Source organism: Streptomyces sp. NPDC002958, assembly GCF_055563255.1.
Map to the genome: position 1 here is coordinate 32,008 of NZ_JBVHDS010000017.1, position 22,833 is coordinate 54,840.

21 protein-coding genes and 1 pseudogene are annotated in these 22,833 nt (G+C 69.8%); 15 read left to right on the plus strand and 7 right to left on the minus strand.

Annotated features, from left to right (window positions below):
* Positions 1-29: 29 nt before the first annotated feature.
* Positions 30-1,004 (minus strand): acetylxylan esterase, encoded by a 975-nt coding sequence (locus ACZ3IC_RS24840; protein ID WP_467419327.1) that lies wholly within the window; start codon positions 1,002-1,004, stop codon positions 30-32.
* 198 nt (positions 1,005-1,202) lie between these two features.
* Between ACZ3IC_RS24840 and ACZ3IC_RS24845 the strand changes: the two genes are divergently transcribed.
* Positions 1,203-1,478, plus strand: coding sequence for a DUF2087 domain-containing protein (locus ACZ3IC_RS24845; protein WP_467419329.1), 276 nt, complete (start codon positions 1,203-1,205; stop codon positions 1,476-1,478).
* Between the two features lie 47 nt (positions 1,479-1,525).
* Here ACZ3IC_RS24845 and ACZ3IC_RS24850 read toward each other — a convergent pair whose 3' ends face one another.
* The gene (locus tag ACZ3IC_RS24850) at positions 1,526-2,689 is read right to left on the minus strand and encodes an ABC transporter ATP-binding protein (protein ID WP_467419331.1); all 1,164 of its coding nucleotides are present in this window, start codon (positions 2,687-2,689) and stop codon (positions 1,526-1,528) included.
* Positions 2,690-2,795: 106 nt separating this feature from the next.
* On the opposite strand from ACZ3IC_RS24850, the gene ACZ3IC_RS24855 reads away from it, so the two are divergent.
* Entirely contained in the window at positions 2,796-4,091 is a 1,296-nt protein-coding gene (locus ACZ3IC_RS24855) for an alpha/beta fold hydrolase (RefSeq protein WP_467419333.1), read from the plus strand.
* Positions 4,092-4,193: 102 nt separating this feature from the next.
* Here the strand turns inward: ACZ3IC_RS24855 and ACZ3IC_RS24860 are convergent, their stop codons facing one another.
* Positions 4,194-4,766: a rhodanese-like domain-containing protein gene (locus tag ACZ3IC_RS24860; protein ID WP_467419336.1), complete on the minus strand. Its 573-nt coding sequence runs from the start codon at positions 4,764-4,766 to the stop codon at positions 4,194-4,196.
* 99 nt (positions 4,767-4,865) lie between these two features.
* Between ACZ3IC_RS24860 and ACZ3IC_RS24865 the strand changes: the two genes are divergently transcribed.
* Positions 4,866-5,144, plus strand: a complete 279-nt coding sequence (locus ACZ3IC_RS24865; protein WP_359080136.1) for a metal-sensitive transcriptional regulator — start codon at positions 4,866-4,868, stop codon at positions 5,142-5,144.
* A gap of 28 nt (positions 5,145-5,172) precedes the next feature.
* On the opposite strand, the pseudogene ACZ3IC_RS24870 reads toward ACZ3IC_RS24865, so the two are convergent.
* Both ACZ3IC_RS24870 and ACZ3IC_RS24875 read right to left on the minus strand, forming a co-directional pair.
* Positions 5,173-5,478: pseudogene (locus ACZ3IC_RS24870) on the minus strand (TSUP family transporter); the annotation flags it as partial.
* Between the two features lie 38 nt (positions 5,479-5,516).
* Entirely contained in the window at positions 5,517-6,902 is a 1,386-nt protein-coding gene (locus ACZ3IC_RS24875; protein WP_467419340.1) for an MBL fold metallo-hydrolase, read from the minus strand.
* Positions 6,903-7,065: 163 nt separating this feature from the next.
* On the opposite strand from ACZ3IC_RS24875, the gene ACZ3IC_RS24880 reads away from it, so the two are divergent.
* The 12 genes from ACZ3IC_RS24880 to ACZ3IC_RS24935 all read left to right on the plus strand — a co-directional run bounded on the left by ACZ3IC_RS24880 (position 7,066) and on the right by ACZ3IC_RS24935 (position 18,618).
* Positions 7,066-7,797 (plus strand): PIG-L deacetylase family protein, encoded by a 732-nt coding sequence (locus ACZ3IC_RS24880; RefSeq protein ID WP_467419341.1) that lies wholly within the window; start codon positions 7,066-7,068, stop codon positions 7,795-7,797.
* Positions 7,798-7,978: 181 nt separating this feature from the next.
* Positions 7,979-8,107 carry a hypothetical protein gene (locus ACZ3IC_RS24885; protein WP_467419343.1) on the plus strand — a complete coding sequence of 43 codons (129 nt, stop codon included), beginning with the start codon at positions 7,979-7,981 and terminating at the stop codon, positions 8,105-8,107.
* Positions 8,108-8,334: 227 nt separating this feature from the next.
* Positions 8,335-9,303, plus strand: a complete 969-nt coding sequence (locus ACZ3IC_RS24890) for an NADPH:quinone oxidoreductase family protein (protein ID WP_467419345.1) — start codon at positions 8,335-8,337, stop codon at positions 9,301-9,303.
* The gene (locus ACZ3IC_RS24895) at positions 9,300-10,487 is read left to right on the plus strand and encodes an acyl-CoA dehydrogenase family protein (RefSeq protein WP_467419347.1); all 1,188 of its coding nucleotides are present in this window, start codon (positions 9,300-9,302) and stop codon (positions 10,485-10,487) included. Before ACZ3IC_RS24890 ends, ACZ3IC_RS24895 begins: the two co-directional genes overlap by 4 nt.
* On the plus strand, positions 10,484-11,614 hold the full coding sequence (locus ACZ3IC_RS24900) for an acyl-CoA dehydrogenase family protein (RefSeq protein ID WP_467419349.1): 1,131 nt from the start codon (positions 10,484-10,486) through the stop codon (positions 11,612-11,614). Before ACZ3IC_RS24895 ends, ACZ3IC_RS24900 begins: the two co-directional genes overlap by 4 nt.
* A gap of 176 nt (positions 11,615-11,790) precedes the next feature.
* Positions 11,791-13,395, plus strand: coding sequence for an ABC transporter substrate-binding protein (locus ACZ3IC_RS24905; protein ID WP_467419352.1), 1,605 nt, complete (start codon positions 11,791-11,793; stop codon positions 13,393-13,395).
* Positions 13,396-13,418: 23 nt separating this feature from the next.
* Positions 13,419-14,384 carry an ABC transporter permease gene (locus ACZ3IC_RS24910; protein ID WP_467419462.1) on the plus strand — a complete coding sequence of 322 codons (966 nt, stop codon included), beginning with the start codon at positions 13,419-13,421 and terminating at the stop codon, positions 14,382-14,384.
* Entirely contained in the window at positions 14,377-15,234 is an 858-nt protein-coding gene (locus ACZ3IC_RS24915; protein WP_467419354.1) for an ABC transporter permease, read from the plus strand. The genes ACZ3IC_RS24910 and ACZ3IC_RS24915 overlap by 8 nt, the downstream gene beginning before the upstream one ends.
* A 47-nt stretch (positions 15,235-15,281) precedes the next feature.
* On the plus strand, positions 15,282-16,310 hold the full coding sequence (locus ACZ3IC_RS24920) for an ABC transporter ATP-binding protein (protein ID WP_467419464.1): 1,029 nt from the start codon (positions 15,282-15,284) through the stop codon (positions 16,308-16,310).
* Entirely contained in the window at positions 16,303-17,016 is a 714-nt protein-coding gene (locus ACZ3IC_RS24925; protein ID WP_467419356.1) for an ABC transporter ATP-binding protein, read from the plus strand. Before ACZ3IC_RS24920 ends, ACZ3IC_RS24925 begins: the two co-directional genes overlap by 8 nt.
* A 350-nt stretch (positions 17,017-17,366) precedes the next feature.
* Entirely contained in the window at positions 17,367-18,284 is a 918-nt protein-coding gene (locus ACZ3IC_RS24930) for a phosphatidylinositol-specific phospholipase C/glycerophosphodiester phosphodiesterase family protein (RefSeq protein ID WP_467419358.1), read from the plus strand.
* A gap of 139 nt (positions 18,285-18,423) precedes the next feature.
* On the plus strand, positions 18,424-18,618 hold the full coding sequence (locus ACZ3IC_RS24935) for a hypothetical protein (protein ID WP_467419360.1): 195 nt from the start codon (positions 18,424-18,426) through the stop codon (positions 18,616-18,618).
* 417 nt (positions 18,619-19,035) lie between these two features.
* On the opposite strand, the gene ACZ3IC_RS24940 is transcribed toward ACZ3IC_RS24935, so the two are convergent.
* Positions 19,036-20,292 (minus strand): polysaccharide deacetylase family protein, encoded by a 1,257-nt coding sequence (locus ACZ3IC_RS24940; protein WP_467419363.1) that lies wholly within the window; start codon positions 20,290-20,292, stop codon positions 19,036-19,038.
* 44 nt (positions 20,293-20,336) lie between these two features.
* Positions 20,337-22,364, minus strand: a complete 2,028-nt coding sequence (locus tag ACZ3IC_RS24945) for a transglycosylase domain-containing protein (RefSeq protein WP_467419365.1) — start codon at positions 22,362-22,364, stop codon at positions 20,337-20,339.
* Between the last annotated feature and the right edge of the window lie 469 nt (positions 22,365-22,833).

The window sequence follows — 22,833 nt, forward strand, 5'->3', positions numbered from 1 at the left end:
CGACAGGCCCCAGCAGGTGAGATTTGCGGTCAGCCCGTCAGCTTCGCGGGCAGCCAGCCCAGTTGCGCGGCCTCCTGGAACGGCCCACCGCCCTCGTGATCGTTGAAGTCGTACACCTCGATGGCCTTGTCCTGGTGGGCGTATGCGTTGAAGGCGGCGAAGACGGTCGAGGGCGGGCAGGTCATGTCCTCCAGGGCCGTCGAGAACAGCGCCGGTGCCCGCCCGCGTGCGGCGAAGTGCACCCCGTCGAAGTACGACAGAGTGGCCCTCGCTCGCTCGGCCCGGCCCCGGTGCGTCTTGAGGTAGTTGCCCACCTCGCGGTACGGGTTGCGGTCGGTGACGGTGAGCGCGCGGGGGAAGTCGCACAGGAACGGGACGTCCGGCGCGATCGCCGCGAGGTCGGGTATCAGACCGCCGACGGCGAGCGTGATGCCGCCGCCCTGACTCACACCGACGGCCGCGGTGCGCGTCGCATCGGTCAGCGGATGCGAGCGCGCCGCCTCCACCGCACGCACCGCATCGGTGAACACACGCCGGTAGTAGAACGCGTGCGGGTCCTCGATGCCACGGGTCATGAAACCGGGGTACGAGGGCGCGCTGCCCACCGGATCTGCGGTGTCGCCGACGAGCCAGCCGCTGCCCTGGCCCCGGGTGTCCATCACGAAGTGGGCGAAACCGGCCGACGCCCAGAGCAGATGGGTGTGGGCCAGGCCCCGCCCGCCGCCATAACCGATGAACTCCACGACCACCGGCAGCGGTTCGGTGGTGCCCGCCGGGAGCACGAACCAACCCTTGACCGGGTGCCCGCCGAAGCCCGCGAACGTCACGTCGTACACGTCGACGGTCGTCAGCCCCGTGCCCGTACGCAGCTCGAACCGGGCGTCGAGGTCGTGGGACCCGGCCTCGTCGAGAGTCTTCGACCAGAACGCGTCGAAGTCCTCCGGCTCCACCGAACCGCTGCGATAGTCGCGCAGTTCGTCGAGGGGCAGATCGAACAGGGACATGCGAAACCGCCTTCTTCGCAGGGGTGGGTGATCACCCGTGGGGATGGTTGATCACACCGTACGGGTGCGGGCGGCGCGCGGACGAGGGCGCCCTGCGGACAACGGTGCAGTTCGTCTGAGCGGTGCAGGCGGCATCCGGCCTGCGGGCGCGGTGAAAACATGTTGCCCGCAGGCCGGGAGCCTGCGACGCTCCCTCTCATGTCTGACCACGATTCAAGCGGTTCGCACCAGGTCGCGGCGCTCTTCTCGCACGGCCGCCTGACGGCGATCCCCCGTAAGACGGCCCGCCGCGAGCAGTTGCTGGTGCACCTCACCGAGACGCTCTTCGAGCGGGACCGGGCCTACACCGAGCGCGAGGTCAACGACGCGCTGCTCACGGTGCACGAAGACTGCTCGGCGCTGCGCCGCTACCTGGTCGTAGCCGGTCTGCTGGTCCGGCCCAAGGACGGCAGCAGCTACCGGCGCGGGAAGTAGGGACGGACCCCGACCGGCTGTGGGGGCGTGCGTGCACCGCGCGCGCCCTACGCGTTCGCCACCGAGTCGAACTGCACCTCGTTCCGTCCCACCCCCTGCGCGTCCGCGTCCACCGAGCGGCGCAGCGCCTCATGGAGTGTGGCCGGGGTCAGCACGCCGAGGAACCGTGACCCGTCCAGCACCGCGACCCACCCGGCGTCGTGCTGGAGCATCTCGCTGAAAGCCTGCTTCAGCGGCGCGCCGACCGGCACCCAGGCATCCATCCGGCGGGCCAGTTCACCGACCGTTCCGTGGTCCCCGGCGATCCGCAGCGCATCCGCCGACACCCAGCCGTGCAGGTCGCCCTCGCCGTTCAGCACCACCGCCCAGCGGGCACTCGCACCGCTCAGCCGCGCCGCCGTCGCCCTGACCGGCTCGTCCAGCCGGGCGACCGGCGGCTCCTCCAGATCGTCGGGTTCGATCGTGGTGACCGAAAGGCGCTTCAGGCCCCGGTCGGCGCCGACGAACCGCGCCACGTACGGAGTCGCGGGTGAGCCGAGCACGGCGCCCGGACTGCCGAACTGCTCGATGCGCCCTTCTCCGTAGACCGCGATCCGGTCTCCCATCCGGACCGCTTCCTCGATGTCATGGGTGACCATCAGGACCGTCTTCCTGACCGTCGCCTGAAGGCTCAGGAATTCGTTCTGCAGCCGCTCCCGCACGACCGGGTCGACCGCGCCGAACGGTTCGTCCATCAGCAGTACCGGCGGATCGGCGGCCAACGCCCTCGCCACGCCCACCCGTTGGCGCTGGCCCCCGGAGAGCTGGGCGGGGTAGCGGGAGCCGTACGTCTTGGGGTCGAGGCCCACCAGATCCAGCAGCTCGGCCGCCCGCCCCCGGGCCCTTGCCCGCTTCCAGCCGACCAGCGCGGGAACGGTCGCGGTGTTGTCGAGGACCGTGCGGTGTGGGAAGAGACCGACCTGCTGGATGACATAGCCGATCCGGCGGCGCAGTCGCACCGGGTCGACGCCGGAGATGTCCTCGCCGTCGACCAGGATGCGGCCCGACGACGGCTCGATCAGCCGGTTGACCATCATCATCGTGGTCGTCTTGCCGCAGCCGGACGGTCCGACGAGGGTGACCAGTTCTCCCTCGGCGACCTCGAAGGAGAGTCCGTCGACCGCGCTCGTACCGTCCGGATAGACCTTGCTGACCTGCTCGAACCGGATCATGCCTGCACGGTAGGAGGCCCCCGGGCGTGCCGCACACGGGCCGCGACTGTCCGTGTCACGGCCGTGTGCTGAACTATCCGTGGCACATCTGATTCAGGAGCACCTTGTGAGCAGCTACCGGCACCCCGGCATCGTTTTCACCGACCGCTATTTCACGGTCCCGCTGGACCACACCGATCCGGGCGGTGAGCAGATCGCGGTCTTCGGCAGGGAGGCCGTGGCGAGCGGCAGGGCCGACGAAGAGCTGCCCTGGCTCGTCTATCTGGAGGGCGGCCCAGGCTTCGGCGCCCGGCGATTCATCGGCACGGAGGCATGGCTGGGACGGGCCGTGCAGGAGTTCCGGGTGCTGCTCCTCGACCAGCGCGGCACCGGCCTCTCCACCCCGGCCAACCGGCAGACCCTGCCGCTGCGCGGTGGCCCGCGCGAGCAGGCCGACTACCTTGCCCACTTCCGCTCCGACAACATCGTGCGCGACTGCGAGCTGATCCGGCCCCGGCTGACCGGCGGCGAACCGTGGACGGTCCTCGGCCAGTCCTTCGGCGGCTTCTGCGCCGTCCGCTATCTGTCGGCCGCCCCCGAAGGGCTTGAGGCCGTCCTCATCACCGGCGGACTGCCCTCCCTCGACGCACACGCCGACGACGTCTACCGGGCCGCCTACTCGCGGATCGAGCGCAAGGTCGCCGCCCACTACGCCCGCTACCCGCAGGATGTCGAGCGTGCCCGGGAGATCACCGCCCACCTTGCCGAGCACCGCCCCCAAAGCGCGGGACACCGTCTGACGCCCGAAGGGTTCCAGTCCCTCGGCATCATGCTCGGCGGCGGCAACGGCAGCCACCAGCTGCACTACCTGCTGGAGAACGCCTTCGTCCGTACGCCGCTCGGCATCGAGCTCTCCGACACCTTCCAGGAAGCCATGCGGACGGCCAACTCGTTCGCCGGGCATCCGCTGTACGCGCTGATGCACGAGGCGATCTACGGGCAGGGCGAGCAGGCCACCGGCTGGGCTGCCGAGCGGGTCCGTGCCGAATTCCCTCAGTTCGACGCGGCCGCGGCGCTCAAGGGCGACGGCCCGGTCCTCTTCACCGGTGAGAGCATCCACCCCTGGCACTTCGAGGTGGACCCGGCGCTGCGCCCGCTGCGGGAGACCGCCGAACTACTGGCCTCCCGCACCGACTGGGCGACGCTGTACGACACCGGGCGCCTGGCCGCCAACGAGGTGCCGGTCGCCGCCGCCGTTTATCACGACGACATGTATGTCGACACCGGGCACGCGCTGCGCACGGCGGAGTCGATCCGCGGGCTGCGTACCTGGGTGACCGACGAGTACGAGCACGATGGGCTGCGCGCGGGCGGACCGCGCGTACTGGACCGGCTGCTGGCCCTGGTGCGGGACGAGATCTGATCCGGGGCGGGATCTGATCCGGGACGACAGGTGATCCATTGCGGTCACGGGAGGAGCCGGTCACGCACCCCGCGTGACCGGCTCCTCCCGTGACGGGGCGTCTCAGCTCTGGAGGGTGTCCAGCGTCTCGTCCAGGTGCGCGGCCGAGCGCGGGACGCGGTTGTACGGAAGCTTCGACAGGGCCGCCGCCATGCCGCACGTGTTGGTCACGGCGGAGAAGACGAGCCCGGAGCCGATGCCCGCGGAGAGCCAGCGCGCGGCCGGGAAGCGCAACCCGGCGAGCAGGCCGGCCACCACGAGCGAACCGGCGGCGAGCCGGACCTGACGCTCCATCGGCCAGGTCGCGCGGGCCCCGGCGGGACGGTCGAGATCGCGGCCCTCGCCCTCCCAGGCCGAAGTGCCGCCGGACAGCGTCACGGCGTCGATGTCGGCCGCTGCGAGAATGTCGCAGGCCCGGGTGGAGCGGACGCCGGAGGCGCACACTATGAGCAACGGGCCGCGGGCCGCGGCGGACTTCAGAGCGGGCACGGCCTCGGGGAGGCGGTCCAGGGGGATGTTCAGCGCACCGGGAACGTGCCCGGATACGTACTCGCCCGGGGCCCGCACATCGATGACGGTGAACTCCGCGAGACGGGCCGCGGCCTTAGCGGGAGAGAGGGAGACGGGGCTGGTCACGAGCAGTGTTTCCTTTCGTTCACCGGGGCTGGGGAGGGAATCGATCCCTCCTTCCCCATTCAGGCTAGAATACCCCTCGGGGTATCAGGAGGAGGATGTGTGGAACTCGACATGGCGGCCGACGAACTGAAGTCGGTCCTCAACCGCCTTCGCCGCGCACAGGGCCAGCTGACCGGGATCATCAGGATGATCGAGGAGGGCCGGGACTGCGAGGACGTCATCACGCAGATGGCGGCCGTTTCCCGGGCGCTCGACCGGGCCGGTTTCGCGATCATCGCCACGGGCCTGCAGCACTGCATGGCCGACGGCAGCAGTGAGCCCGCGGACCGCGACCAGATGCGGGCGCGATTGGAGAAGCTCTTTCTCTCGCTGGCCTGAGCCAGGAGTCGGAGGGCGACGCCGTGGCTCACGCCACGGCGTCGATGAGCATGAACAGGGCCACGGCCAGCAGGACCGCACCGAAGATCCGTTGCGGCGCGGCCGTGGGCACCTTCGTGGCCGGCCGCTGCCCGTCCCAGGCCCCGAGCACCGCCGTCGCCGTGAACGGGGCGATCACCGCCCACTCCAGCACGGTGGGCGTGGCGAGGCGGGTGACCAGGGCGGCCGTGGAGTTCACCGTGATGACCAGCAGGCTGGTACCGACCGCCGCGGTCATCGGGATGGCCGGCAGGGTGACCAGAGCGGGCACCGCGAGAAATCCGCCGCCCACACCGGAACACTCCTCGGGGGCGGGGTGCAGATGACGGGCGGTCATGCCGCGGAGCGGTCGGCCGTGTGAACGGTCAGAGTCAGACCGGCCGGCACCGCAGAGCCGAAACCGTCGTCGACAGCCACCACATCACGGCCCGCCGCATCCAGCAGCGACGCGGCGATCGCCGCCCGCATCCCGCCGGTGCAGTGCACCCAGACAACGCCCGGCGGCACCTCGTCCAGCCGCCGGGGCAGCTCGTGCACGGGAATGTGCACCGCCCCGCTGATCGCACCGCCACCGTGCTCGGCGTTTCTGCGCACATCGAGAACCACCAGGTTCTCGCCGCGCGCCAGGGCAGCCGCCAGGCCCGCGAAGTCGGACCTGCGAAACGACCTCAGCGCCGCCGGTCCTTGCACCCAGTCCCCGGGACCGCCGGTGGCCGCGGCCACCGGCCGGCCCATGCCGACGCGGGACAGCTCCCGCTGCGCATGCGCGACATCGGTGGCCGTGCTCGCCAGCAGGGTGACCGGCTTCCCCCACGGAATCAGCCACGCCAGATATGTAGCGAGTTGTCCCTCGCCCTCGAAGTTGAACGATCCGGCGACATGCCCCTGGGCGAACGCAACCCTGCTGCGCAGATCCACGACCCACTCACCCGCGGCCAGCCGCCGGGAGATCTCCTTGGCGTCAGCGGGGTCGGGTGGGGTCAGATCGAGCGGATCGGGGCCCGCCGCATTGGCCGGTCCCATGTGCGCGTAGTACGCGGGAACGTCGTCCAGACCGGCGAGCAGGTCAGTGACAAAGGTGTCCACGTCCTTGACCAACGCGTCATTGCGCTTGCGCTCATCGCCGATCGTCGTGGCCGTCCCCTCGGCCTGTGCGGAGGAACAGAAGCTGCCGAAGCCATGTGTCGGCAGAACAGGAACGCCGTCTTCGAGCTCCTCGGCGAGCCGGTGCGCGGAGGCGTGCTGGGCGCGCGCCAGATCGGCGGTGAGTCGCGGCTCCACCAGATCGGGCCGGCCCACACTGCCGATCAGCAAGGAGCCACCGGTGAACGCGGCGACGGAGCGGCCGTCCTCCTCCAGCACATACGACGTGTGGTGCGGGGTGTGCCCGGGAGTGGCCAGCGCCCGCAGCGTGAGGCCGTCGTCGACCGCGGTGGTGTCACCGTCGGCCACCGGAACCCGGGTGAAGGAGACCTCCGCGGCGGCGGGAACCAGATACCGCGCCCCGGTGACGCGTGCCAGCTCCAGACCGCCGGTCACGTAGTCGTTGTGCAGATGTGTCTCCACCACCAGGGCTATCCGCACACCGCGCCGGGCGGCCGCGGTGATGACCCGGTCGATGTCACGCGGCGGATCCACGACCACGGCGGCCCCCTGCCCACCCGCCAGATAACTGCGGTTGCCGAGGCCCGCTGTCTCCATGGTGTCGACGAAGAACACGACACGACTCCTTCCGTACGGTTTACCCCGGGGGGTATCTCTGATTCAGATTAACATTGATACCCACGGGGGTATTTTGGGTGAGGTGAGGCGCAGGCAGCGCCGACGAGGAGGGGTGCGCATGCGGGGGGCGGATTCGATCGAGGGCGGCTAGCCTGCCGACATGGCGGAGCAGCTGATACCCATGCCCACGGATTGGCGGCGGGCCCTCGCCGTGGTCGCGCACCCCGATGATCTGGAGTACGGCTGCGCGGCGGCGATCGCGGGCTGGACCGACGGCGGGCGCGAAGTCTCCTATCTCCTCGCCACCCGGGGTGAGGCGGGCATCGACACCCTCGCACCGGAAAAGTGCGCACCGCTGCGCGAGCAGGAACAGCGGGCGAGCGCCGCGATCGTCGGAGTCTCCACTGTGGAGTTCCTGGATCACCGCGACGGGGTGATCGAGTACGGCATACAACTACGCCGCGACATCGCCGCAGCCATCCGTAGGCACCGCCCCGAGCTGATTGTCACGCTCAACCACCGTGACACCTGGGGTGGCGTCGCCTGGAACACCCCCGATCACCGGGCGGTCGGCCGTGCCACCCTGGACGCCGCGGCCGACGCGGGCAACCGCTGGATCTTTCCGGAGCTGGTCGAGGAGGGGCTCGAGCCGTGGAATGGGGTGCGTTGGGTCGCGGTCGCGGGGTCGGTCACGCCCACCCATGCCGTCGACGCGACGCCCGGACTGGAACGCTCCGTGAAGTCGCTCCTGGCCCACCGCACGTACATCGAAGCGCTGACGGAGGCGGACCCCGAGGCGTACTGCCGCAACTTCCTGACCGGCAACGCTCGGGCGGCGGCCGATCGCTTCGGCGGTCGTCCTGCCGTCACCTTCGAACTCTTCACCCGCTGAGTCCGGGGGCCAAGGGCCTGGGGTTCGACAATGGCGCCGCGCCCGCCTTTCCCGTCCCCGAGCCGCCACCCGTCACCAGCACCACACGTTCATCGTACGTACGGCGGGGAGTGTGCGCGCCCCACGGGCGGACCAGGGGTGTGCATGTTCTCCGCCATGCATGCATAGGTGCCGCTTCTGAGTGCACTCGATGTCCGGTGACGCCGCCCGGCTTTGCTCGGTGACCGCGGGCCGCACGGCTGTCGCGGTACGCCTCGTATGGCGCGCGGGGTCGGCGGCGCGGCAGATCGCCGATGTGGTGGTGGACTGAGGCCTGTCCGGGCGGATCGCGGCCGGGGCGCGCCGTCGATCATTTCCGGTCGGCCCTGTGGACCCCTCCCACGCCCGGTCCGGCCCGAAGCGCTTCGGGCCGGACCGGGCGCACCCATGTCCGCCTCCGGCCGAAACCGGCACCGGCAGGTTGTTCCCAGAGGGGCAAGCGACCGCTTAGTGTGCGCCGGAGCAGTGGCAATGCCGACAGTGTTGTGGAGGCCCCTCATGCAGGCATGGCGAGTGCACCGGAACGGCGAGCCGAGCGAGGTGATGCGGTTCGAAGAGACCGACCGGCCCACGCCCGGCGACGGGCAGGTGCTCATCGAGGTGCTCGCGGCGGGCATCAACTTCCCTGACGCGCTGCTGTGCCGCGGGCAGTACCAGGTGCGACCGCCGCTGCCGTTCACACCCGGTGTGGAGATCTGTGGCAGGACGGCGGACGGACGGAGGGTGCTGGCCACCCCCGCCCTGCCGAACGGCGGATTCGCTGAGTACGTCGTCGCGGACGAGTCGGCCCTCCTGCCGGCCCCGGACGCCCTGGACGACGCCGAGGCCGCCGCCCTGCACATCGGCTACCAGACCGGCTGGTTCGGTCTGCGCCGCAGGGCGCACCTCCAGGCGGGCGAGACGCTCCTCGTCCATGCCGCGTCCGGTGGTGTGGGCAGCGCGGCCGTCCAGCTCGGCAAGGCCGCCGGAGCCACCGTCATCGGTGTCGTCGGAGGCCCGGAGAAGGCGAAGATCGCCGGCGAGCTCGGCTGCGACGTGGTCATCGACCGCCGCAGCGAGGACATTGTCGCCATGGTCAAGGAAGCCACCGGCGGACGCGGTGCCGACGTGGTGTACGACCCGGTCGGCGGCGACGCGTACGCCAAGTCCGTGAAGTGCATCGCCTTCGAGGGCCGTGTCGTCGTCGTCGGCTTCGCGAGCGGCGTCGTCCCCACCCCGGCGCTGAACCACGCCCTCGTCAAGAACTACTCGATCGTCGGACTCCACTGGGGCCTGTACAACACCAAGGACCCGGCCGCGGTCCGCGCCTGCCACGAGGAGCTCACCTCACTGGCCGCGCAGGGCGTCATCAAGCCGCTGATCAGCGAGCGTGTCGCGCTGGACGGGGCCGCGGCCGCCGTCCAGCGGGTCGCTGACGGCACCAGCACCGGCCGGATCGTCGTCCTCCCGACAGGAGCCGCCCGATGACGGCCCCCGACGCGGCCGAACTCCGCCGCCGTACCCAGGACCTGCTGGCCGCACACCCCCCGGCCACCACCGACCGCACCGACTTCCTCAAGGCCCGCTTCGACGCCGGACTCGCCTGGGTGCACTACCCGGCCGGCCTCGGCGGCCTCGACGCACCGCGCTCCCTGCAGCCCGTCGTCGACGCCGAACTCGCCGCCGCAGGTGCCCCCGACAACGACCCGCGCCGGATCGGCATCGGCCTCGGCATGGCCGCCCCCACCATCCTCGGCTACGGCACCGACGAGCAGAAGCAGCGCTTCCTGCGGCCGCTGTGGGTCGGCGAGGAGGTCTGGTGCCAGCTGTTCAGCGAACCGGGCGCCGGCTCCGACCTCGCCGCGCTCGGCACGCGCGCTGTCCGCGACGGCGAGGACTGGGTGGTCGACGGGCAGAAGGTCTGGACGTCCAGTGCCCATCTGGCCCGCTGGGGGATCCTCATCGCCCGCACCGACCCGGACCGTCCCAAGCACCGCGGTATCAGCTACTTCATCTGCGACATGACCGACCCCGGCGTCGAGGTACGGCCGCTGCGCCAGATCACCGGCGAGGCCGAGTTCAACGAGGTCTTCCTGACCGGCGTACGCATTCCGGACAGCAGGCGCCTCGGCCCGGTTGGCGAGGGCTGGAAAGTCGCCCAGGCCACTTTGATGAATGAGCGGGTCTCCATCGGCGGGGCACCTGTCCCGCGCGAGGGCGGCATGATCGGCCCGGTCGCCCGCACCTGGCGCGAGCGGCCTGAACTGCGCACCCACGACCTCCATCAGCGCCTGTTGACCCTCTGGGTCGAGGCCGAGGTGGCCAGGCTCGCCGGCACCCGGCTGCGCCAGCAGCTCGTCGCCGGACAGCCCGGACCCGAAGGCTCCGGCATGAAGCTCGCCTTCGCCCGGCTCAACCAGGAGATCAGCGGCCTGGAAGTCGAACTCCTCGGCGAGGAGGGCCTGCTGTACAGCGACTGGACCATGCGCCGCCCGGAGATCGTCGACTTCACCGGACGTGACGCCGGCTACCGCTATCTCCGCTCCAAGGGCAACTCCATCGAGGGCGGCACCAGCGAGGTACTGCTCAACATCATCGCCGAGCGCGTCCTCGGCCTGCCTGTCGAGCCGCGCAACGACAAGGACGTCGCCTGGAAGGACCTGGCCCGATGACCGCACCGACCGAAGAGACCCAGGCACCCGATCTGCTGTACTCGGAGGCCGAGGACGATCTGCGGGCAGCAGTGCGCTCGCTGTTCGCCGACCGGTGCGACGCGCCGACGGTGCTCGCCCGCATCGAGTCCGACACGCCGTACGACCCGCAGCTCTGGAAGGCCCTCGCCGCCGACATCGGCACCGCCGGGCTGCTGGTGCCGGAGGCGCTGGGCGGGCAGGGCGCCGGCCATCGCGAGGCGGCGGTGGTGCTGGAGGAGCTGGGCCGCAGCGTCGCTCCCGTGCCCTATCTGACCAGCGCGGTCGTCGCCACCGAGACGCTCCTCGCACTGGGCGCGCAGGACGGACCGGTCGCCGGACTCCTCGGCGACCTCGCCGCCGGCCGCAAGATCGCGGTCCTGGCCGTGCCGTTCTCCGCCCCGGCGCCCGACGCCGCGCAGCCGGCCGGCGTGGTGGCCGACGCGGTGGCGGGAATGGTGACCGGCGTCGCCGACGCGGCCGCAGCCGATGTGCTGCTGGTGCCCACGACCGACGGTCTGTACGCGGTGGAGGCCGGCGCCGAAGGCGTCACCGTCGAGCCGCTCGTTTCGCTCGACCTGACCCGCCCGCTCGCCACCGTCACCCTCGCCCAAGCCGCCGGGACCCGCCTGGCCGACGGTGCGTCCGCGGTCTCCGCCGTGCGGCGAGGGTTGCTGGCGGGCGCCGGACTGCTTGCTTCCGAACAGCTCGGACTCGCCGAGTGGTGCCTGACCGAGACGGTCCGCCACACCCGCGAACGGCACCAGTTCAACCGGCCCGTCGGCTCGTTCCAGTCCCTCAAGCACCGGATGGCGCAGCTCTGGCTGGAGGTCGTGTCGGCTCGCGCCGCCGCGCGGAACGCCGCGGACACCCTCGCGACCGCCGGCCCCGACACGGCGCTGGCGGTGGCCGTCGCGCAGGCTTACTGCTCGAAGGTCGCGGTGCACGCGGCGGAGGAGTGCATTCAGCTGCACGGCGGCATCGGCATGACGTGGGAGCACCCGGCGCACCTCTACCTCAAGCGCGCCAAGGCCGACTCGATCGCGTACGGCACGGCCGGACACCATCGCGAGGCCATCGCCGAACTCGTGGAACTGCCCGCGCCGTAGCCGGACAGAGGGAACAGCCCGCAGCTCAGCGGGACTTGGGGGCGGAGGCGCGTGTTTCAGGTACCTCCGCTCCACTATTTCCCCGTCCGGCGGGGTACCGAGCATCCCTTTACCTGCTGTTTAATTGCGAGTGCTTCGCAAGAACAGTTGATCTTCGATAAGGGATGTGCGGCGTTATGACGGCCCGATCGATACGGGGAGCGGTCGCAGCGACACTGGCGACCTTGCTGTCGTTGACCGCGGCAGCCTGCTCACAACCGGGTGGCTCGAACGGCAGCAGCTCCGGTTCGGGTGCGAAGGACTCGGCGGTGGTCGGTATCGCCTACGAGCCCGACAGCCTCAGCCCGCTCCTGGGCTACGGCAAGGACGGCAACTCCAAGATCTTCGACGGGCTGCTCGCCCTCGACGAAAACATGGAGCTGCAGCCCGCGCTCGCCGCCGCCCTGCCCGAGGTGAGCGACGACGGACTGACGTACACGTACAAGCTCCGCCGCGGTGTGAAGTTCAGCGACGGGAAGCCGTTCGGCGCCAAGGACGTCGTCTTCACCTACCGCACCATCCTGGACGAGAAGACCAACAACGCCTCCCGCACCGAACTCGACGCGGTGAAGAGCGTCGAGGCGACCGGCGACGACACCGTCGTCTTCACGCTCAAGTACCCCTACGCGCCCTTCGCCCAGCGCACGGTTCTGCCCATTGCCCCCGAACACGTCGCGGGAAAGCAGGACGTCAACACCGGCGACTTCACCACCCATCCCATCGGCACCGGACCGTACCTCCTCACCAAGTGGTCCAAGGGCGAGAAGCTGAGCTTCACGGCCAACCCCGACTACTGGGGCGGCGCGCCGAAGGTGAAGAAGTTCACCATGGCGATCATCAAGGACGACGACGTACGCGCCACCCGGCTGCGCTCCGGCGAACTCGACGGCGCGATCCTGCCGCCCAACCTTGCCGAGGGCTTCGCCCGCGACAGCGGCACGCGGACGTACGCCGCCACGACGTACGACTACCGCACCGTGACCCTGCCCACACACAACAAGGTCACGGGCGACACCGCGATCCGGCGCGCCCTCGATGTCGCCGTCGACCGGCAGGCCATGGTCGACTCCATCCTCAACGGCGAGGGCAGGCCCGCCTACGGCCCCGTCCCCACCGACAGCGAGTGGTTCACCAAGGGCACCGAACGCACCCACGACCTCGACGCGGCGAAGAAGATCCTCGACGACGCCGGGTGGAAGCCCGGCAAGGACGGCATCCGCGTTAAGGACGGTGTACGCGCCGAGTTCCCGCTCTGGTACCTCACGGGCGACAAGCTACGCCAGGAGCACGCACTCGCCTACGCCTCCGATGCCAAGAAGGCCGGCATCGACATCACCACCGAGGCCGGGACCTGGGAGGTCATCGAGCCCCGGATGAAGCAGGACGCGGTCCTCGCGGGCGGCGGATCGCCCGCCGACCCGGACTTCGACCAGTACACCCTGCTGCAGTCCTCGCTCGCGGGCGACGGCTTCAACAACATGGCGTGGTACGACAACAAGGCCGTGGACCAGGCCCTCGAAGCGGGCCGCAGGAGCGGTGACAAGGCCGAACGCAAGGCCGCCTACGACACCGTCCAGCGTGAACTGGTGAAGAACCCCGGCTACACCTTCCTCACCCACATCGACCACCTCTACGTTGTGAAGGACCGTTTCGGGGCGCTCACCACGCAGGTCGAACCGCACGATCACGGCCTGGCATCCGGCCCGTGGTGGAACGTCGAGGACTGGACGCCGAAGAAGTGAACCACCGTCTCCCCTGGGGGGCGATGGGCAGGATGGCCGGACGCCGGGCACTGCTCGCCGTCCCCGTCCTGGTCGCCGTGACGTTCGGCGTCTTCGCCGTCGCCGCCGCCTCCCCCTTCGACCCGGTCAAGGCATACGCGGGCACCGCCGGTCTCACCGCCTCGCAGGAGAACCTCGATCAACTGCGGGCCAATCTCGGCGTCGACCAGCCCCTTGTGACCCGCTGGTGGAACTGGCTGACCTCCGCGCTGAGCGGCGACCTCGGCGACTCCAGCGTCATGCGCCAGCCGGTCGCCGATGTCATCGGCGAACGCCTGGGCTGGTCCGTCCTGCTCGCCGCGACCGCCTTCCTCGTCGCCGTCGTCCTGGGTACGGGCCTCGGTGTGCTGGCCGCGCGCCGGTCCGGTGGCCTGCTCGACCGGTGCGTCAGCTCCGCCGCGTACACACTCGAAGCCGCCCCCGCCTTCTGGATCGGACTGCTCGCCATCTGGCTCTTCGCCGTGAAACTCGATGTGCTCCCGGCCGGCGGCCTCACCGACGCGGCCAGCGACACGGTCACCTTCGGCCAGGTCGCCACCCATCTGGTGCTCCCCGCGGCCGTGCTCGGGATCTCCCAACTGCCGTGGTTCTTCCTCTACGTACGCCAGGGCGTCGCCGACGCACTCGACGAGGACCCGGTGCGCGGCGCCCGTGCCCGCGGACTGCGCGAACGCACCGTGCTGCTCGGCCACGCACTGCGCTCCGGGATGCTGCCGATGCTCACCCTCATCGGCTCCCGCGTCCCCGAACTCATCACCGGCGCCCTGCTCGTCGAGACGGTCTTCAGCTGGCCCGGCATCGCCGCCGCCACCGTGCAGGCCGCAATCTCCGTCGACTTCCCGCTGCTCGCGGCGCTCACGGTGCTTGCCACCGTGGCTGTCGTCCTCGGCAATCTCCTCTCCGATCTGCTCTACGCGATCGCCGACCCGAGAGTGGGCTTCGATGGCTGAACTCGTCCTCGGACCCAAGCGTCGCACCACCCGCCGCATCCGCGTGGTCAGCTCTGCCGGGATCGTCACCGCGGTGCTGCTCGCGGTTGTCCTCGTACCGCCGCTGGTCCAGCTCGACCAGCAGGCCGTCGACCTCTCGGCCAAGCTTCAACCTCCTTCCTGGGAACACCCGTTCGGCACCGACGATGTCGGCCGGGACCTGCTGCTGCGCTGCGTCTACGGGCTCCGTGTCTCGTTGCTCGTCGGTATCGTCGCGGGGCTCACGGCCACCGTCATCGGGACCGCGGTCGGTGCGCTCGCCGCCGCGTTCGGGGGCTGGACCGACCGGATCGTCATGCGGATCGTGGACACCTTCTCGTCCGTACCGCATCTGCTGCTCGGCATCTTCATCGTCGCCATGTTCCGGCCCGGGGTCGGACCGGTGATCGTGTCCGTCGCCCTCACCCACTGGCTCTCGACAGCCCGGATCGTCCGCTCCGAAGTGCTTTCGCTGCGCTCGCGCCCGTACATCGACGCAGCGATCTCCGGCGGCGCCTCGCGCGGACGGGTCATCGTCCGGCATCTGCTGCCCGCAGTGCTTCCGCAGGCGGGCCTCGCCGCGGTGCTCATGGTGCCGCACGCCATGTGGCACGAGTCCGCGCTCTCGTTCCTGGGACTCGGACTCCCCACCCATCAGGCGAGCCTCGGCAACCTTGTGCAGACGGCGCGCGGTTCGCTGCTCGCCGGGGACTGGTGGCCGACGCTCTTCCCCGGCCTGTTCCTGATCATTCCGACCCTCGCTCTGGCGGGCCTCGCCGGCGCCTGGCGGGAACGGATCAACCCGCGCCGCCGATCGGAGCTGATGCTGTGAAAACCATCCCGGTCCCGCAGACCCCGGACGCGCAGGCTCCGGACGCGCTGACCTCGGACGCGCAGACTCCGGTCCCCCAGGCCCCGGACGCGCTGACCTCGGACCCGAAGCCCCCGGTCCTCTCCGTCCGTGGACTCTCCGTCCGCTTCCGGATGCGCGGTGGGCAGCACATCGCGGCTGTCAGCGATGCCCACTTCGACCTCGCGGCGGGGGAGTGCCTGGCTCTGGTCGGCGAGAGCGGCTGCGGAAAGTCCGTACTCGCCTCGGCGCTGCTCGGGCTGTTGCCCGGCAACGCGCAGACCACGGGTTCGGCAGTGCTCCACGGCGCCACCGACACCGATCTCCTCACTGCCGATGAACGGACCCTCGCCCGCACCGTACGGGGCCGCCGCATCGGACTCGTACCACAGAGCCCCGCGGCCCACCTCACCCCCGTCCGCACGGTGCGCGCCCAACTGGAGGAAACCCTCCGCGAACTGACCGGCACCCGAAAGCTCGCGCTGCGTGGCAAGGCGGAGCAGGCCGCCGCGCGCGCCGCGTTCCCGACCGGCCATCTGGACCGGTATCCGCATGAACTCTCCGGCGGCCTCGCCCAGCGCGCCGCCATCGCGCTCGCCCTGATCGGCGACGCACCCCTGCTCCTCGCCGACGAGCCGACCACCGGACTCGACCGCGACCTGGTTGAGCGGACCGTCGACGAATTGCGCCGCCACACCGACGAGGGCAGGGCGCTGCTGATCATCACCCACGATCTGGCGGCGGCCGAACGGATCGCCGACCGGGTCGCCGTGATGTATGCGGGCCGCATCGTCGAACTCGCCGACGGTGACCGGTTCTTCGGGGAGCAGGGACCACGCCACCCGTACGCCCGCGGCCTCCTCGACGCCCTGCCGGAGCGCGCCTTCGCCCCCATCCCCGGAATGCCGCCGGAGCTCGGAGCGCTCCCCGACGGTTGCGCGTTCGCGGCCCGCTGCGGCCGCGCCGACGACCGGTGCTCCGTACCCCCCGTGTTCGACGACCATCTCGCCTGCCACCACGGTGAGCGGGCAGGTGCGGAGGAGTCCGCCCATGCTTGAACTCACCCGTATCACCGCCGGGTACGACCCCCGCGATCCCGTCGTCCGCGATGCGTCGCTGACGGTCGAGCCGGGGGAGTCCGTCGGACTGCTCGGCCCGAGCGGCTGCGGCAAATCCACCCTGGCCAAGGTCGCCGCCCTGCTGCACCGTCCCGACGCGGGCACAGTCGCACTGGACGGCCGACCGGTACGGGGCTGGCGGCACCGCGCCCCGCGGGCACAGCGCACCGCAGTCGGCGTCGTCTTCCAACAGCCCCGGCTCTCGGCCGACCCCCGGCTCAGCCTGCGCGAACTCATCGCCCAGCCGCTGCGGGCGACCGGCCGGCGCTCGGAGGTGACGGACCGGGTGGCTGAACTGGCACCGGCTGTCGGGCTCACGGACGAGCTGCTCGAACGGCGTCCGCATGCGGTGAGCGACGGCCAGTTGCAGCGCGCCTGCCTGGCAAGGGCGCTGGTCCTGCGGCCGCGCTGGCTGATCTGCGACGAGATGACCGCGATGCTCGACGCGTCGACGACAGCCGCACTGGTCGCGGTGGTCGAGGCCTACCGCAGCGAATCCGGGGCCGGGTTGCTGGCCGTCGGCCACGACCGGGTGCTGCTGGAACGCTGGTGCGACCGCACGGTCGGCTGGCAGGAGATCTCCGGGCGCGGCTCACCGCCGGAGTCCACGAGCCCGGCCGGACAGGCCCACGCCCTTCCCGCATGAGCCACCGCCATATGTGTGGAGCGCGCAGGATCCGCACCTTCACGGAACCTGGGTGAATGCCTATGCCAACTGGGCGGGCCTGTGCCCGCGGCTGCGGGAGGCCGACTACTGCGTCTACGCACCGAACTTCGGTGCGCCCGAGGAGGTCGTGTTCAAGGGGCGGGCGGCCATCCCTGACTCTTCCCGGGAAGTGGCTGCCTTCACGGACCCGGCCCGGCCAGGGAAACGGCAGTCGACGAGCGGACGACGACCCGGTCAACTCTTGTGACGTGCCTCCCCATTGCAGGTATCACGGTCGCATACTCGGTTGGTCCGCCCCTCAGATCCGCCCCATGCTCCCGGGAGAATCCATGGCGTTCCCGACCCGCCGAAGCGTCGTCACCACCGCGCTCGCCACCGTGGCCGCAGGCGCAGTCCTGCCCCTGCAGACGGCCGTCGCATCCGAAGCGTCCGCCGCATCCCAGACCGCGGGCCGCTCCCGCCCGCGCCCGCTGCGCCGGGCCCACGCGCACAACGACTACCTGCACACGCGCCCTCTCCACGACGCGCTCGCCCACGGCTTCACCAGCGTCGAGGCAGACATTTTCCTCGTGGACGGGGAACTGCTGGTCGCCCACGAGGTCACCGACCTCGACCCCACCCGTACGCTCGCCTCGGTCTACCTCGACCCGCTGCTGGCCAGGGTCCGGGCCAACCACGGCACGGTCCACCCCGGTTACCGCGAACCCATTCAGCTGCTGATCGACATCAAGACCGACGGGGCGGCCGCCTACCTGGAACTCGACCGGCAGCTCCGGCGCTATCGGCAGATGCTGACGTCGTACCACCACGGCCGGATACGGCCCGGCGCGATCACACCCGTCATCTCCGGCGACCGGGCAGCCCGCGTCCCGATGGAGGCGCAACGTACGCGATACGCCTTCTACGACGGCCGGCCGGACGACCTCGGGACCGCGGCCACCGCCTCGTTCATCCCGCTCATCAGCAGCAGTTGGGGAGCAAACTTCAGCTGGCTGGGTGCGGGCCCCTTCCCCGTGGCCGAACGCGACAAACTGCGCTCGCTCGTCGCCACGGCCCACCGAAGCGGCCAACGCGTCCGCTTCTGGGCCACGCCCGACGTCGCGGGGCCGGAGCGGGACGCCATATGGACCGAGCTGCTGGCTGCCGGGGTCGACCACCTCAACACCGACGACCTGGCAGGACTCGAACACTTCCTCCGCATGCATGACAGCGACGCCAAGACCGAGGCCGCTCACCTCGACGGCTGACCGGACGCGGACGCACCGTCCGGAATGTGACAGCCAGGCAACACCCATATGGCGGACATGCCAGTCCGCCGGATGGCCTCTCCGCTACGCCACACTGGCGGCCGAATGCCGCATTCCGGCGCGGCGGAGGAGGTTGGCCATGGCCATTTCGATCTCACTGGTGGTGTTTCTGCTGATCCTTGCGGTGATCTTTCTCCGCAACGGGGGGCTGAAGATCTCGCATGCGCTGGTCTGCGCCATGCTCGGGTTCTTCCTCGCGGGTACGAGCATGGCGCCGACCATTCAGGACGGCCTGACGGCCACGGCCGATGTCGTGAGCAGCCTCAAGCCCTGACTTCGGCGGCCCGTCCGGTGGCCGGGGCCCGGAGGGCGTGGTCACCGGACATCGCATGCGGTGCCGCCGCTCACCCGGTGGCGCGCACCTGCCTAGAGCGCAGCCGTTCGATGAGCAGGCGGTCGACGTCGGCGGCGCGATCCTGCTGGATCCAGTGCCCGCACCCCTGCTGGATGTGGGAGGAGACCAGGCCGGGAAGCCGCGAAAGGGTCGGTGGGCGGCATCTGATTCTCCTCGCGCAGGTGACCGGCTGCCGTGCAGTGGCCGTCGAAGCGGGTCACCCGGCCGGGAGCGCCTCGCCTGCAGGCGTGCTCGTGCCCCGCCTCGAGCAAGGCGACGGTGAAGACCGTGCCACCACTGCCCGCACCCACCGGCACCGGTCCGCTCCGAGAGGCATCGGAGCGGACCGTCTGACGCCTACTGCTTCCAGCTCGGGGGCTGGGCGGGGTCGAGTGTCCGCCACTGGGCCAGGACCTTGGGGTCCTGTGCGTCGAGCCAGTCGGTCAGTTCACGGAAGGACACGCAGCGCACCTCCTTGCGCGGGCATACCTCTCGCATCGTCTCCTCTACGGCATCCATGTAGATCCCGCCGTTCCAGTTCTCGAAGTGGTTGCCGATGAACAGCGGTGCGCGGTTGCCGTTGAACACCCTCTCGAATCCGGCGACATAGGCGTCCCGGGCCTCCTTGCGCCACGCTCCGTACTTCGCGGGGTCGCCCTCGGTGCTGCCCTCCGACTGGTTGTAGAGAAAGTTGAAGTCCATGGACAGCACCTGGAAGTCCTTGCCGGGGAACGGCAGCAACTGCAGCGGGAGGTTCCAGATGCCGTCCTTCTTGGACGGCCAGATCTGGAAGTCCCCCGGAGAGCTCGCGTCATAACGCCATCCGAAGGGCTTGGTAGCCGGCAGAAGGGCCTTCTGGCCCTCAAGACAGGGGGCCCGCCCACCGACAACCTCGCGGGTTGGGTCGAACGGCAGCGGGTCGAGGTCCGTGAAGCCTGTGTTCGTCTTCCAGTTCTGCACGAAGGAGTAGAACTGGTTGATCTCGCTGATCCACTCGGCTCTGCTCCAGTCCCCACCGCCCTTCTTTTCGCAGAAGTGGCCGTTGAAGTGGGATCCGATCTCATTGCCCTCCCGCCAGGCGCCGCCGAGCTGCTCCAGCGTCATGCGGATGTGCTCGCGTGTCGGGTACGAGATCGCAGCCGCTCCGCGCTTGTGCTGCGGAGGCTCGTAGAGGTTCCTCTTCTCCTTCGGCAGCAGGTAGATACCGGTGAGGAAGAACGTCATGTGAGCGTTGCTCTCCTTCGCCGCACGGCGGAAGCGCGAGAACATGCGATCGTCGCCCTCGAGCGCACCGTCCCACGAGAACACCACGAACTGCGGTGGCTTCTCACCCGGCTTGAGCCGCTCGGCCTTCAATTGGTCAGGCTGCGGACCGGTGTAGGACGTGGAACCGTCCCCCAGAATCCTGACCTTCCCGTCCCACTTCTCCTCTTCCGTCTTCTTACCGTCATTTCCGCGATGCGCACGGCCGGTGGGCTTCGGGGCGGCGACGGTGCGCGTGCCCTGCTGCGGGGTTCCATGGTCCGACGAATCGTCGGACGCCAGTGGGATGAGCGCCGCGGAACCCGACGCCACAAGACATGCCGCGAGGCCCAGGACGATACGGGGCTTCAAGCGGGCCCGTATTCGGTGAACGGCGGGCCTTTTTCTGGTATCTGTCACTTCATCATGGCTTCCGTGTAGGCGTTCCATATCTCGGCGGGGAACTTCCTGTCGGCCGCGGAGGCACCGCCGAGGCCCTTGAGCGGCAGCGGCTCGAGACTCTTCGTCAGGTCCATGCGGTACATGACAACGGCCGTTGACGTGGCTCGGTCGTATCCGACGTACCAGCGCGCGGTGTCGTCCTCGGTGGTTCCGGCCTTTGTGGCGACCGGGGAGGCGGAGGCTACGCCGCTTTCCCCGCCGGGTCGTGCGAGCGATGCGGTGACCTCGTCGGCGACGGCGGACCGCACGGCGCGCTTCGCCCGCGGCAGATCCAGCCGGACCGGCTCGCCGTTGCGCGTGACCCTGCGCACCGAGTACGGATCGGTGTGCATGCCGTGTGCCGCGAACATGCCGTACGCGTCGGCCATGCGGATGGCGCTCGGTGTGGAGTTGCCCATCGAGAACGCGGGGACGGGGAGGCCGAAGCTGGACGGGAGCAGCCCGGCTGCCTCGGCCGTACGGCGGACCTGCTTCAGCCCCGTATCCATACCGAGCTGGAGGAAGGGGGAGTTCACGGACTTCGCCATGGCGTCGTGCAGAGCGATGCGGCCGTAGGAGTGGTTGCCGTCGTTGTGGCCCTTGACCATCTTCCCGCTTCGGTCCCAGTAGGGGCCTTCGGGCGTCATGACCGGGATGTCGTCGTCACCGTCGTACACGGTCGAAGGCGTGACGGCGGTACGGGGGCCGTTGCGCTTGCGCGCGACGCCGTGCTCCAGGGCGGCGGCGTAGACGAACGGCGTGAACGCCGAACCCGCAGGAACCGTACTCGCGTTGGACTCGTTGAAGGCCTGCCGCTCGAAGTCGGGCCCGCCGTAGGCGGAGAGAATCCGGCCGTCCGGGGCAACGGATGCGGCCCCGAACCGGACATGGCGATCGGCCTTGCGCCGCTCGGGATCGAGCGTGGCGCGCGCATCCTTCACAGCCCGGGTGAGGGCGGTCATCCGCGGCTTCTCGAACGTCGTGTAGATCTGGTAGCCGCCGAGATCGAATTGTGCGTCGGAGATGTGGCCGGCACGCTTGGCGTACGTCTCGGCGAGCTGGACGAGATAACCGTCCTGCCCGCCCGCGCTGTTCGGCTTGTGAGACGGCTTCGGCTCGGGGAAGGCGGTGTACCGGGCACGCTCGGCCGGGCTCAGCTTGCCGATCTCCACCATGCGATCCAGCGTCCACTGCCACCGTTCGACGGCACGGACACGGTTGCGGGGGTTGACGGCGGGGTCGTAGAGCGAGGCCCCCTTGAGCAGGGACGCGAGGAACGCGCCCTCGCTGGCGTTGAGTTGAGTGACCTCCTTGCCGTAATAGGCCTGGGCCGCGCGCTGGAGGCCATAGGTGCCCCGGCCGAACCAGCTGGTGTTCAGATACTCCTCAAGGATCTTGTCCTTGCTCACATGGCGGTCGAGTTTGACCGCGAGCAGCATCTCGGTGAACTTGCGGGAGAAGGACTGGTCCTGCGAGAGGTAGACGTTCTTGACGTACTGCTGGGTGATGGTCGAGCCGCCCTGGGTGTCCCCCTTGCCGACCGTGCGCCACAGCGCGCGGGTGATTCCCTGTATCGATATGCCGTGATCCGAGTAGAAGTCGGCGTTCTCGGCCGCCAGTACGGCCCATCGGACATCGTCGGGAATCTTCGACAGGGGCATCTCCTGGCGGCTCACCCAGCCCGTACGGGCCATGGGTGAGCCATCGGCCCAGTAGTAGACGGTGTCCTGCTGGGTGGCAAACGCATTGAGATCCTTGGGGATGTCCGTGCGTGCGTAGGCGATGCCCACCACGGTCGCGAGCGTTGCGGCGAACATCAGTAACGAGCTCAGGGCCAGCCGCCACGAGGGCACCCACCTTCGCCACCCGCGCCGACCCGTTCGCGGGTAGTCCGGCCTGCCTGGCAGGCGCGGCCGCTTTGCTTTTTTGCGGCTTCTCGTTCCGAGCCCCGACGCGCTCCGAGCGGCATGCATCGCTCTGCTGAATATGTTGTGCTGTGTCATTCCGTCCAGCCGTGACAGGCCGGGTCGGCCGCAGACTACGACCGTGCCCGTACACATGTAGTGGTCCTTGCTCGTCCGCTGCGACACGTCATCCCGTTCCGGTGTTCCCCGGGTCCGCGGACGCCTCCCCGCACTCGGCGGGCAGCGGCGTCATTCCTCTTGGCCGATGTATGGCATGTGCACCCTCAAGTTCAAGTCAGGCCGTGCGGCTGCTGATCGGACTGAAACGCCCACAGAAGGTGGCCGTATGCTCCGCCCTCTCTGACTGCGCGACAGTAAAGGCCAAGGCATTACTCGGAGTTGCGTCGCGAATCACGTAAAGATAACGGATTAGTCATCGATTCGCATCGTCGGGGCTCCTCGCCGGGTCCGCTGGTGCGGACCGTCCCACCCTTCCAGTGCGGTGGGACGCGCAGCGGGTTGCAGCAGAAGACAAAAAAGGGGTGGTGCGGGCCCTGGCCCGTACCGC

Excerpts from the sequence above, each read along its gene's own strand:
- ACZ3IC_RS24890 (WP_467419345.1), top strand. The coding sequence starts at position 8,335 with ATGCAGGCATGGCGAGTGCACCGGAACGGCGAGCCGAGCGAGGTGATG.
- ACZ3IC_RS24925 (WP_467419356.1), top strand. The coding sequence starts at position 16,303 with ATGCTTGAACTCACCCGTATCACCGCCGGGTACGACCCCCGCGATCCC.
- ACZ3IC_RS24900 (WP_467419349.1), top strand. The coding sequence starts at position 10,484 with ATGACCGCACCGACCGAAGAGACCCAGGCACCCGATCTGCTGTACTCG.
- ACZ3IC_RS24880 (WP_467419341.1), top strand. The coding sequence starts at position 7,066 with ATGGCGGAGCAGCTGATACCCATGCCCACGGATTGGCGGCGGGCCCTC.
- ACZ3IC_RS24930 (WP_467419358.1), top strand. The coding sequence starts at position 17,367 with ATGGCGTTCCCGACCCGCCGAAGCGTCGTCACCACCGCGCTCGCCACC.
- ACZ3IC_RS24845 (WP_467419329.1), top strand. The coding sequence starts at position 1,203 with ATGTCTGACCACGATTCAAGCGGTTCGCACCAGGTCGCGGCGCTCTTC.
- ACZ3IC_RS24850 (WP_467419331.1), bottom strand. The coding sequence starts at position 2,689 with ATGATCCGGTTCGAGCAGGTCAGCAAGGTCTATCCGGACGGTACGAGC.
- ACZ3IC_RS24905 (WP_467419352.1), top strand. The coding sequence starts at position 11,791 with ATGACGGCCCGATCGATACGGGGAGCGGTCGCAGCGACACTGGCGACC.
- ACZ3IC_RS24895 (WP_467419347.1), top strand. The coding sequence starts at position 9,300 with ATGACGGCCCCCGACGCGGCCGAACTCCGCCGCCGTACCCAGGACCTG.
- ACZ3IC_RS24945 (WP_467419365.1), bottom strand. The coding sequence starts at position 22,364 with ATGACACAGCACAACATATTCAGCAGAGCGATGCATGCCGCTCGGAGC.
- ACZ3IC_RS24910 (WP_467419462.1), top strand. The coding sequence starts at position 13,419 with ATGGGCAGGATGGCCGGACGCCGGGCACTGCTCGCCGTCCCCGTCCTG.
- ACZ3IC_RS24840 (WP_467419327.1), bottom strand. The coding sequence starts at position 1,004 with ATGTCCCTGTTCGATCTGCCCCTCGACGAACTGCGCGACTATCGCAGC.
- ACZ3IC_RS24915 (WP_467419354.1), top strand. The coding sequence starts at position 14,377 with ATGGCTGAACTCGTCCTCGGACCCAAGCGTCGCACCACCCGCCGCATC.
- ACZ3IC_RS24935 (WP_467419360.1), top strand. The coding sequence starts at position 18,424 with ATGGCCATTTCGATCTCACTGGTGGTGTTTCTGCTGATCCTTGCGGTG.